The organism is Cyanobacterium sp. T60_A2020_053 (assembly GCA_015272165.1).
Classification (GTDB): Bacteria; Cyanobacteriota; Cyanobacteriia; order Cyanobacteriales; family Cyanobacteriaceae; genus Cyanobacterium.
Map to the genome: position 1 here is coordinate 1 of JACYMF010000045.1, position 9,076 is coordinate 9,076.

Below are 9,076 nucleotides of genomic sequence, written 5' to 3' on the forward strand. Positions count from 1 at the left end.
GGTCATAGAAAACTATATCAGGGGTATGGAACGTGCCTCTTTAGACGCAGAGTCGCCAAGCTCTACTGAGTGCGGAAGCATGAGGCAACTTGGGGCGAAGAAGCGTCAGAAACGCATTTCTCAGCGTAGCGGAAATGCGTAGTTCATTTGTGAGATGATCAACAATTACATTTTAATCACAAGGGGTTTAAACCCTTTGTCTGGTAGGTTGTATAGTGATATTCTTTATTTTAAAATTTCTCATAAATAATTTAGGACTGCTATATGTGACATCTCCTACACTGACGCAAGATACAGTGTAGGCTTCTTACCTCACCTAAATTATTTGTGTTGGGTTGCACTTCGTTTAACCCAACCTACATTGATAAATAGTATTGTGAGATGCCGAAGTCTAATAATTATCTATTATTCTCACCACGCCAATTTTTCAACAAGCCCTATCTAAAGTTCATTCCATTGTTTTTCCGCATCTTCCAGCGCCCCTCGCACCGTTTTTTGCCCTAACATAGCACTTTGGAGATTTTCGTAAAGAATACGTTTTAACTCATTAAGATTAGCAATGGGGGGCACTAATACCTCTGCTTGATCGAGTTGGAGGGCGCTGATTTTGCGACCTTCCAGTAACATACTTTGCTCTTGCTGTTGCTCAAGACTAGCAATATAACTGGAAATAGCATCAGTATGAGATGGTAACACATTGGCTTCTTGGGCAAATTTTAGCTGATTTTCTTCATTGGTAACAAATAAAGCATAATCCAGCGCCCGTTGGGGATTATCACTATCTTGGGGGATAACCAAATTCATCACCGCTACGCTTTTCTTGCCCGTTTCCCCCGTGATTTGGGGTGCTACGGCAGAATTTTCATAGACGGAGGGCGCATTTATAGCAATAGTGTTGAGAAATTCAGCGCCCGTCCCCAGTATAGCTAACTCCCCCGCTTGATATAACTCCACAGCGTGACGATGTCCTTGGGTGAAAACTTCGGGAGGTAACAAATCTCGCTGGTACAAATCCACCCAATAGGTGAAGGCTTTTTCACCCTCTGGAGTATTAAATCCAGCCTTACCATTATCATCTAATAAAGTTACTCCCATTTGCACCAATGAATTTAAAACTTCATTAGAATCAGTGGGTACAAAAGTAGTAAAAAAAGCATATTTTCCTGTGTATTCTTTGACTTTTTGAGCAGTTTGTGCTAACTCTGTAAAGGTGGAGGGCGCTTGATTAATGCCACTTTGAGCTAATAACTGCCTATTATAGACAGTTATGGTAGTAGTAAGATACCAAGGAATCCCAAAGCTAGTGGTACTACAATAGTTATCAGTGGTGCAAACTTCAATTTGATTAGCAGACCAAATTTTTGGCAAATATTGCCCTTGAATTTCGGGGGGAATTTCCGCAGTTAAATCTAGCCAAGCGTTACGGGAAGCTAATTGAGAAGCAAAATCAGGATTAAGATTAACCACATCAGGAGCATTCTTAGCTGAAACAGCCGTTAAAATACGGCTTTCCATGGCACTCCAAGGCACATCTACCCATAATATATTGGCGTCGGCATTACTTGCCACAAAATTTTTATTTAAAGCCTCGAAATAAGGAGTAAACTTTGGTTGTAATTGCATTGTCCAAAATTCCACTTCTCCTTGGGCGGATTGATTACCATTACCGCATCCTGCCAATAAAATTAAAATAGTGCTGAGGGCGCTGGTATATTTTATTTTGCTTATTTTCATAAAAACCTTGAATCTTATCTACACATATTTTCCTTAATTAATTTAACCCATATAGCAATGGAAAATGGATAATTGACAATTAATAATGGTTTAAAAGGGTAAAGGGCAAGGGGCAAAGGAAATTATTATTTCATAATTGCCCTGTCTCCCTGTCTTCCCGTCTCCCTGTCTCCCCGTCTCCCTGTCTCCCTGTCTCCCCGTCTCCCTGTCTCCCTGTCTCCCCGTCTCCCTGTCTTCCCGTCTCCCTGTCTCCCTGTCTCCCCGTCTCCCTTAACCCAAAACAACCATTAGTAATAGAAACCGTTGACTTACAACCACCTCAAGCCGGAGAAGTATTAGTAGAAATAAAAGCCACTGGGGTATGTCACACAGATGCTTACACCTTGTCAGGATTAGACCCTGAGGGATTATTTCCCACTATTTTAGCAGGGTGTTTTCAAAGTCAGGATCAAAATTGATTTGTTTTTGACAAGAAGACAGGTTGACAGGGCGACAGGGCGACAGGGCGACAGGGCGACAGGGCGACAGGGAGACGGGGAGACGGGGAGATAATAATTCATAATTCATAACTCATAATTCATAATTCATAATTCATTACCCTCACGACTCGGCTTTTTTTCGCTTCCTAGAACATGGTATATTTGCTTATGGGAAGGCAATTTTCATCAACGAGAAATAAATATAAAATATGCTGGATAGTAAATCAATCTTAGAAGTATTAAAACCAGTTCAAGACCCTGAACTGCAAAAAAGTTTGGTAGAGTTAAATATGATTCGTGATGTGCAAGTGGTGGAGGGCGCTGTTAGCTTTACCCTCGTGCTAACTACTCCTTCTTGTCCATTAAGAGAATTTATTGTGGAAGATTGCGAAAAAGCTGTTAAACAGTTATCAGGGGTAGAAACGGTTAAGGTTAACGTGACGGCAGAAACACCACAGCAAAAGCCGTTACCCGATCGCACTTCTGTGGATAAAGTGAAAAATATTATCGCTATTTCCAGTGGTAAGGGAGGAGTGGGTAAAAGTACCGTAGCGGTTAATGTGGCGGTATCTCTAGCTCAAGCTGGTTCTAAGGTTGGTTTGTTGGATGCTGATATTTATGGTCCTAATGCGCCCACCATGTTAGGTTTAAATAATGCGCCCCTCACCGTACACAAATCGCCTCAAGGGGATATTTTAGAGCCTCTCTTTAATCATGGTGTCAAAATGGTTTCTATGGGTTTACTAATCGATCCAGATCAGCCGGTGATGTGGCGTGGCCCCATGTTAAATGGTATTATCCGTCAATTTCTCTATCAAGTAGAGTGGGGCGAATTAGATTATCTTATCGTGGATATGCCGCCGGGTACGGGAGATGCTCAATTAACTTTAGCACAAGCTGTACCGTTGGCGGGCGCTGTCATTGTCACCACTCCTCAAACCGTATCTCTCCAAGACGCCCGACGAGGTTTAAAAATGTTTGAGCAATTAGGCACAAATATTCTCGGTATTGTGGAAAATATGAGTTATTTTATCGCTCCCGATGACGGGCGCACTTATGATATTTTTGGCTCAGGGGGCGGTGAAAAAGCATCAAAAGAATTACAAGTGCCTTTATTAGGTTGTATTCCCCTAGAAATGTCCGTCAGAGAAGGCGGAGATAACGGTATTCCCATCGTCATTGCTTATCCTGATTCAGAATCAGCGAAAGCCTTAGTTAAAATTGCTCAACAAATTGCTGGTAAGGTGTCAGTTTTTGCGTTAAGTGCTTAGATGATGATTTTCAAGCCGTGTAATTAATTATACGGTGTAAAAAATACTTGATATTACTTTTTTATTACTGCCTGAATTATGATTGAAATAAACACTGATATTTTGTTGGGTGACTGTAAGGAAATTCTCAAAAAAATACCAGATAATTCCATTAATTTAATTGTCACATCTCCCCCTTATGCCGATCAGCGCAAAAAAACTTATGGGGGTATTCATCCTGATGATTATGTTGATTGGTTTTTGCCCATTAGCGCTGAATTATTAAGAGTTTTACATCCCCAAGGAACATTCATTCTTAATATTAAAGAAAAAGTTGTTAATGGTGAAAGAAGCACTTATGTTTTAGAGTTAATTCTTGCCATGAAAAAACAAGGTTGGTTGTGGACAGAAGAATTTATTTGGCACAAAAGAAATTGCTTTCCCGGTAAATGGTCTAACCGTTTTCGAGATGCGTGGGAAAGATTATTACAATTCAATAAACAAAAAAAATTTAATATGTACCAAGAAGCGGTAAAAGTACCTATTGGACATTGGGCAACAGATCGTTTAAAAAATTTAAGTGACACAGATAAAATTCGTGACAACGCCAAAAATGGTAGCGGATTTGGCAAAAATGTTTCTAATTGGGTAGGTAAAACTGATGTTTATCCCACAAACGTAGTACACTTAGCAACAGAATGTAGTAATAAAAATCACAGTGCCGCTTTTCCTGAAGGTTTACCAGAGTGGTTTATTAAACTTTTTACAGAGGAAGGAGATATTATTTTAGACCCTTTTGCAGGATCGGGTACAACATTAACCGTTGCACAAAAATTAAAAAGAAATTCCATTGGTATTGAAATATTACCAGAGTATTACGAACAAATTAAAGAGAAAATTACCCCTGTTAGTTATTTATTATTATGAGAAATAATCTTTCTAAAAAAGATATTACTAATTACGTTAAAAACAATATCGATAAATTTCATAATAAAAGAATTGAAAAACTAGAAAATCTCGATTTACATAAAATTTTAAAGAGAAAAAATCCTTATTTATATAAAGCTAAAAACATTTTAACATCTCAAGATTTTGTGACTCATATATTAGACGCTTTTTTGCAATCACAGGAAGAAACTTTATTTGGTGAGTTTCTGGAAGGTTTAGCTGTTTTTGTTTGTCAAAAAGTTTTTAACGGTTATAAATCTGAAAGATTAGAAGGTATTGATTTAGAGTTTGTTAAAGATAGCACTATTTATATTGTAGAAATCAAATCTGGTCCAAATTGGGGCAATAGTAGCCAAATAAAAAAAATGAAAGAAAACTTTAGCAATGCTAAAAAAATTTTACAATCTGAGAACAAAGATCAAGCTGTAATTGCCATTAATGGTTGTTGCTATGGAGTTGAAGTCAATCCTTATAAGAGGGAATATTTTAAATATTGCGGACAAGAATTTTGGGAATTAATTTCTGATAATGAAAATTTATACACTGAGATAATTGAACCTTTAGGATACAAAGCCAAAGAAAAAAACGAGGCTTTTTTATCTGCTTATGCTAAGTTAGTTAATAAATTAACCTATAGTTTTACTAAAGAATTTTGTTTAGATGGCGTGATTAACTGGACAAAAATTGTTGAATTTAATTCACAAAAATTAAGCTAAAGCAAAAAAAAGCGCCCTCCACCCCAATTTATATTTGATAAAATGAGAAAAAATATTAATTCTTATTTAAAATAAAAACCGAGATTAAATTATGATTGCTCAAGTTCAAATTAAATATCATACTCCAGAGGAATATCTAGCATTAGAGGAAAAATCAGACTTTAGAAATGAATATATTGATGGAGAAATAATCCCTATGGCTGGAGGTACAACTAATCATAACCAAATTGCTGGTAATTTTTATCGGGCTTTTCCTTTAACTATTAACAATCAAGACTATTACACTTATATCAATGACGTGAAACTATGGATTGAAGACTATCGTTTTTATACCTATCCTGATTTAATGATTATTGAAGGTGAACCAGTGTATAAATCGAAAAATAATACTATAGTAATTAATCCTAAAGTTATTATTGAGGTTTTATCTGATTCCACACAAGGATATGACAAAACTGAAAAATTTAGAGCCTATCGTTCTCTATTTAGTTTACAGGAATATATCGTTATTTCTCAATCTAGTTATTATGTAGAACAATATATCAAGCAAACAGAAAAACAATGGTTATTTAATACTATTGAAGGAGAAAATAATCAGCTTTCTTTAGCTAGTATTGATTTTTCTATTTCCTTTAATATTCTTTATCAACGTATTATTTTTGGCACTGACAATATTGATAATGGATAATTGATAATTAGGGTCTGCTGAATAAATCAAAACCCTTGTCCAATAAAGATTTAAAGTCTATTCTACATAACAAAAAGTGTCATAAATTGACTTTTTTCTCTAAAAAATCTGTATTTATGGTATCCGAATCAAAAATAATTGATACACAACAGCAATTTATAGAAAATAATTATTATGGCAAAATCTTTGATATATAAGCATTCTAACCTTTGCCCTTTGCCCTTTGCCCTTCACCTCACGATTGCACTTTTTCAGCGCCCCCTAATTATGCAGGGTGTTTTCAAAGTCAGGATCAAAATTGATTTGTTTTTGACAAGAAGACAATATAAGGATGATCCCCCCCAACCCCCCTTAAAAAGGGGGGAGATTCAGGGAGACAGGAGGATTTTTTACTATTAATTGATTTATTAGTAGTTAAAAACCTCTGAATTTCAGATTATTGGCTAGTTTGAGAAACTAACATTTTTGAGAATGAAAACGCCCTGCTAATTATGAGGCTTTATCGTCTCACCGTAGTATCTCTTATTTTGTCCTTTGAATGCTATTTTTGTCTAAAGAGTGTTGTTAGGGAAACAGGGGGAAATGAATAAAAGATGTCATTACCGATGACATACAGGTTAAAATATCATGAGAATTGACGATGACTAATCACTCATGGATACTAACGGCAAAAAATTTGACTGGGAGAGAATAGAAAAAGCGTTACAAATAGAAAGTGATCGTGGTTATCAAAATTTACAAGGAAAACAATATCGTTTCCATGAGTTTCTCTGTTTGAGCTTTGGCGCCCTCCCTCCCGTTTTAAATCTAATGATTGCGTTTAAATGGCAAAAAACCGCCAAACAATTTGCGGAATATCCTGATTTAACTTATCAAGAAAAAGTCGATTTAATCGCTCAAACTCAGGCTTTAATCGCTGAAGTAAAAGAAAAATTAGCATCTCCTCAAGAATTATCTTATGCTTTTGAAGAAGAAGAAACCGTTAAACCCATAGAAAAAGTTAATATTGTCCCCAAAGAAGCGCCCTCCGCCCTAACCTTAAATAGTAGTATTTTAGATTTAAAATGTATCAATATCAGGCAAAAAGATTTATTTAATAAATTAGGTCTTTATAAAGTGCGCGATGTGTTATTTTATTATCCAAGAGACCATATTGACTACGCGCGCCAAGTTGCCATTAAGGATTTAGAAGCAGGGGAAACCGTAACAATTATCGGCACTGTCAAAAAATGTACCTGTTTCAATAGTCCCAAAAATAAAAAATTAACCATTCTTACTGTAATAGTAAAAGATCGCACGGGAGAAGTAAAAATTAGTCGTTTTTTTGCGGGACATTTTTTTAGTAATCGAGGATGGCAGGAAAAAATGAAGCGTAGCTATCCTATGGGCGCGTTAATTGCTGTATCTGGTTTAGTGAAAGAAAATAAATATGGTGTTAGTTTAGATAATCCTGAATTTGAAGTATTAGACTCTGACGGCGATAGTATTAATTCCCTCAAAATTGGTCGTTTATTGCCCGTTTATCCCCTCACCGAAGGAGTGGCGGCGGATTTGATTCGTAAAGCGGTGGTGGAATCTTTACCAACTATCAACGACATTGAAGACCCTTTACCCCCAGAGTTGTTACAGCAATATGATTTAATTGAGTTGCGGAGGGCGCTGACTCATATTCATTATCCCGAAAATCAAGAACAATTAGCGCAAGCGCGCCGTCGCTTAATTTTTGATGAATTTTTCTATTTGCAATTAGGTTTTTTACAACGAAGAAAAGAAGAAAAAAAACATCGTCAAGCCTCCCCTTTTGTACCTGAAGGGCAGTTAATTGAGCAGTTTAGCCAAATTTTACCTTTTGCGTTGACGGGCGCTCAACAACGGGTAATTAACGAAATTGAAGCAGATTTGGCTTCTTCTACTCCCATGAATCGTTTAGTACAAGGGGATGTAGGATCAGGTAAAACCATTGTAGCGGTATTTGCTCTTTTGGCTGCCATTCAATCGGGCTATCAAGGGGCATTAATGGCGCCCACCGAAGTATTAGCAGAGCAACATTATCGCAAAATTGTTGAGTGGTTTAATTTACTTCATTTACCCGTAGAATTGTTGACAGGATCAACCAAAACCGCTAAAAGAAGGGAGATTCACAGTCAACTACAAAACGGAGAATTACCCTTATTAATTGGTACTCATGCACTAATACAAGACCCCGTTAATTTTCGTAATTTGGGTTTGGTGGTAATTGATGAACAACATCGCTTTGGGGTGCAACAGCGCGCGCGCCTGTTAGCAAAGGGAAAAGCGCCCCATGTTCTCACCATGACGGCTACACCAATCCCTCGCACCCTTGCCTTAACTTTACATGGGGATTTAGATGTGAGTCAAATTGATGAATTACCCCCCGGCAGACAACCCATTCAAACCAGCGCCCTCACCGCCAAGGAGAGAACTAATGCTTATGAACTAATTAAACGGGAAGTAGCTAAAGGCAGACAGGCTTATGTTATTTTTCCCATGATCGAAGAATCGGAGAAGCTAGACGTTAAGGCGGCTGTAGTCGAACATCAAAAGTTTAGCGAAAAGATTTTCCCTGATTTTCAGGTGGGTTTATTACACGGTAGGATGTCGTCTCAGGAAAAAGACGAGGCGCTTAATGCCTTTCGGGATAATCAGACGCAAATTATTGTTTCCACTACGGTGATTGAAGTGGGGGTAGATGTGCCTAATGCCACAGTGATGTTAATTGAAAATGCCGAGCGTTTTGGGTTGTCGCAACTGCACCAATTACGAGGGCGAGTTGGTAGAGGTAGTCATAAATCCTATTGTATGTTAATAAATGGTAGTAAATCTCCCGATGGTATTCAAAGATTGAAGGTTTTAGAACAATCTCAAGACGGTTTTTTCATTTCGGAAATGGATTTACGTTTAAGAGGGCCAGGGGAAGTTTTGGGTAGTCGTCAATCGGGTTTGCCTGATTTTGCCCTCGCTAGTTTAGTGGAAGATCAAGAAGTGTTAATTTTAGCGAGGGAGGCGGCAGAAAAAATCCTCTTAGAAGAAGGTTATTTAGGTAAAAATTCATCTTTGAAAGGGGAGTTAGAAAGGCGCTACCGCAAATTGATGGGCGCTGAAATGCTGACGTAGAAGGGCAATTGATAATGGACAATGGACAAGGGATAATGGACAATTTAGCATTTATTATAAATAATTAGGGGTTGCTGAAAAAGTATTTTGGTGAGGGGAGGTGTCAGGCTTCGGGTGTCAGGTTTC

7 protein-coding genes and 1 pseudogene are annotated in these 9,076 nt (G+C 37.5%); 6 read left to right on the top strand and 2 right to left on the bottom strand.

What is annotated here, in order from left to right:
• Nucleotides 1–441 precede the first annotated feature (441 nt).
• Nucleotides 442–1,734, bottom strand: coding sequence for a sugar ABC transporter substrate-binding protein (locus IGQ45_06585; protein MBF2056880.1), 1,293 nt, complete (start codon nt 1,732–1,734; stop codon nt 442–444).
• 245 nt (nt 1,735–1,979) lie between these two features.
• On the opposite strand from IGQ45_06585, the pseudogene IGQ45_06590 reads away from it, so the two are divergent.
• Nucleotides 1,980–2,159, top strand: a pseudogene (locus IGQ45_06590) (alcohol dehydrogenase catalytic domain-containing protein).
• Here IGQ45_06590 and IGQ45_06595 read toward each other — a convergent pair.
• A complete protein-coding gene (locus IGQ45_06595; protein MBF2056881.1) occupies nt 2,152–2,301 on the bottom strand; it encodes a hypothetical protein in 150 nt (49 codons plus the stop codon). The pseudogene IGQ45_06590 and the gene IGQ45_06595 overlap by 8 nt on opposite strands.
• 121 nt (nt 2,302–2,422) lie before the next feature.
• On the opposite strand from IGQ45_06595, the gene IGQ45_06600 reads away from it, so the two are divergent.
• The 5 genes from IGQ45_06600 to recG all read left to right on the top strand — a co-directional run bounded on the left by IGQ45_06600 (nt 2,423) and on the right by recG (nt 8,950).
• Nucleotides 2,423–3,484 (top strand): Mrp/NBP35 family ATP-binding protein, encoded by a 1,062-nt coding sequence (locus IGQ45_06600; GenBank protein ID MBF2056882.1) that lies wholly within the window; start codon nt 2,423–2,425, stop codon nt 3,482–3,484.
• A gap of 81 nt (nt 3,485–3,565) precedes the next feature.
• The gene (locus IGQ45_06605; GenBank protein MBF2056883.1) at nt 3,566–4,390 is read left to right on the top strand and encodes a site-specific DNA-methyltransferase; all 825 of its coding nucleotides are present in this window, start codon (nt 3,566–3,568) and stop codon (nt 4,388–4,390) included.
• Nucleotides 4,387–5,127 (top strand): cytosolic protein, encoded by a 741-nt coding sequence (locus IGQ45_06610; GenBank protein ID MBF2056884.1) that lies wholly within the window; start codon nt 4,387–4,389, stop codon nt 5,125–5,127. Before IGQ45_06605 ends, IGQ45_06610 begins: the two co-directional genes overlap by 4 nt.
• A 91-nt stretch (nt 5,128–5,218) precedes the next feature.
• Entirely contained in the window at nt 5,219–5,815 is a 597-nt protein-coding gene (locus tag IGQ45_06615) for a Uma2 family endonuclease (GenBank protein ID MBF2056885.1), read from the top strand.
• Nucleotides 5,816–6,469: 654 nt separating this feature from the next.
• On the top strand, nt 6,470–8,950 hold the full coding sequence (gene recG, locus IGQ45_06620) for an ATP-dependent DNA helicase RecG (GenBank protein ID MBF2056886.1): 2,481 nt from the start codon (nt 6,470–6,472) through the stop codon (nt 8,948–8,950).
• Nucleotides 8,951–9,076 lie beyond the last annotated feature (126 nt).